The following is a 1,919-nucleotide window of genomic DNA, read 5'->3' as shown; positions in this document are numbered from 1 at the left end:
AGGTGGATGAACAATTAGTCGAGCGAAGCTTAGCTTGCTGGGTCAAAATATTTGGTTTTGTTTGCGGGCAGGATTTTCCTTGGGCAATCCGCAAAGTCATGCAGTTTAAGTTCGGGCAAGACCTCAAGCGATCTAGCATCAACGCGAAGAAAGAGCTTGCGGAAGGTTTGAGCTTAGATTTCGCCGAATATTCCAAAGCCTTACTGGAACAGAAAGAATGTATTGCAGAGTTTTATCAACTCTTTGACGACTATGATTTTATTCTATCTCCGACAAGCGTCGGACCGGCGTTTCAACATAACCATAAGCACAAGGATATAGAGCTTGAAGGTCAGCATTACAGCTATACCGACTACTGCTTCGCCTTCGTCATGCTCTATAACTTACTTGGTCTACCTGTGCTTTGCGTGCCATCAGGTCTAGATGAAAAACTGAACCTACCAGTAGGAATATCAGTGGCTGCGCCGCACCATAGCGAAGAGCAGCTACTGCATTTTGGAGAATTACTTGAGAATGCAGGGTTTGGTTTCGTCCCGCCACAGATTGATTAGGTCGCGGGACTAAGGCCTAAGGTTTCAACCTTGAGAATCGCTTATTAATAATCAAAGATGTTGTTAATAAGTCTTCCTGTAAACCAGAACTGGGCAGCGATACTAAACGTATCGACTTGGTCGTCGGCAAGCATATAACGGTTGGCATCGGCACGAATTTTCCAACGCTCGTTGACGGTGTATAGCAAGCCGGTACCAAAGTACTCGTCGATCCCTGAGATCGATTCAAATTTCTCGACGGGATTGCGCACAGGATCAACCATCGTCATTCTTGAATAACGTGAACCATCCCAACGCAATATGCCAAGCTTCAAATTCCACTCTAGGCGTTCGGTAATTCTTGGCGTGTACTGAAAGTGGAGAAACCAGCCCTCTGCTTTCACATCGGTCTTCATATCCAAAGTGGAAGAGCTTGAGTCCCCTTGGTAACGACCACTCGTTTTACCGAAATCGACGTAGCCCCACTCCCAATCCCAATCTGGCGCCGAACTAACGCCCATATATATACGCTTGCCTTTTCCAGCGTCATCAAAGGTCAAAAGGCGCTGATCTTCAAGCGTTCCTAATCCTTCTTGCTCTACAAAAAAAGCAGTCGTTTCAATTAGGACTTTTTCTGAAACTAGCTCAGACTGGGTCGCGAATATCTCAATACCGCCGTAATAAGGCTGCCCCTCACCGGCACCATACACAGACGCTACTGGCATAAACGCCAAAGAAATTACAATTAACAGCAAGCGCTTCATGAAGCGAATAAACTCCCTTTGATTTGCGAAGCAGTATACTTAAGAGCTCAGGGCAAAAACGTGCTCAGGCGCATACATCCTCGTATTCATACCGATATTCATACACGCACTCATCCGACTTATTCTTTCGGATATCGTTTGCTTGCAGCATGATGATTTAGGTCACGTAATTGGTTGAGGCGCTCCTGGATTTTAATCTCAAGCCCCCTTTCAACCGGCTGATAAAACTCGGTTCCATCCAGTTCCTCCGGAAAATAGGACTCTCCCACCGCAAATGCACCCGGTTCATCATGAGCATATCGATATTCGAGCCCCATGCCCTGCTCTTTCATCAGCTTAGTGGGCGCATTACGCAAATGCATCGGCACATCTCTGTGTCGATCCGCATTAACAAAGGCCTTACTTTGCTTGTAAGCGGTATACACAGCATTGCTCTTAGGGGCGATTGCAAGATAAACGACCGCTTGCGCAAGACTCAACTCACCTTCAGCCTGTCCTAAGCGCTCCAAGGCATCCCAAGCGTTCATCGCGAGCGTGAGCGCCCGCGGATCTGCATTTCCAATGTCCTCGCTAGCCATACGCACTACTCGCCGCGCAATATAAAGCGGATCGCAGCCACCTTGAA

At 47.3% G+C, this 1,919-nt stretch carries 2 protein-coding genes and 1 pseudogene; 1 reads left to right on the top strand and 2 read right to left on the bottom strand.

Features of this window, described 5'->3' with window-relative positions; genetic code table 11:
- Window positions 1-551 (top strand): amidase family protein (locus A3750_RS17270; protein ID WP_197475113.1); only part of this gene is annotated, 551 nt, incomplete at its 5' end.
- Between the two features lie 44 nt (window positions 552-595).
- On the opposite strand, the gene A3750_RS17265 is transcribed toward A3750_RS17270, so the two are convergent.
- Together A3750_RS17265 and A3750_RS17260 are read right to left on the bottom strand one after the other, a co-directional pair.
- Window positions 596-1,255, bottom strand: coding sequence for a hypothetical protein (locus A3750_RS17265; protein ID WP_156498681.1), 660 nt, complete (start codon window positions 1,253-1,255; stop codon window positions 596-598).
- Window positions 1,256-1,413: 158 nt separating this feature from the next.
- Window positions 1,414-1,919 (bottom strand): annotated as a pseudogene (locus A3750_RS17260) (recombination factor protein RarA); the annotation flags it as partial.

Source organism: Oleiphilus sp. HI0079 (assembly GCF_001635105.1).
The sequence above is the reverse complement of the archived record's forward strand: the minus strand, read 5'-3'. Positions and strand labels throughout refer to the sequence as shown.

What these genes read in the sequence shown, in the direction of transcription:
- A3750_RS17265 (WP_156498681.1), bottom strand. Translation starts at nt 1,255, where the DNA reads ATGCCAGTAGCGTCTGTGTATGGTGCCGGTGAGGGGCAGCCTTATTAC.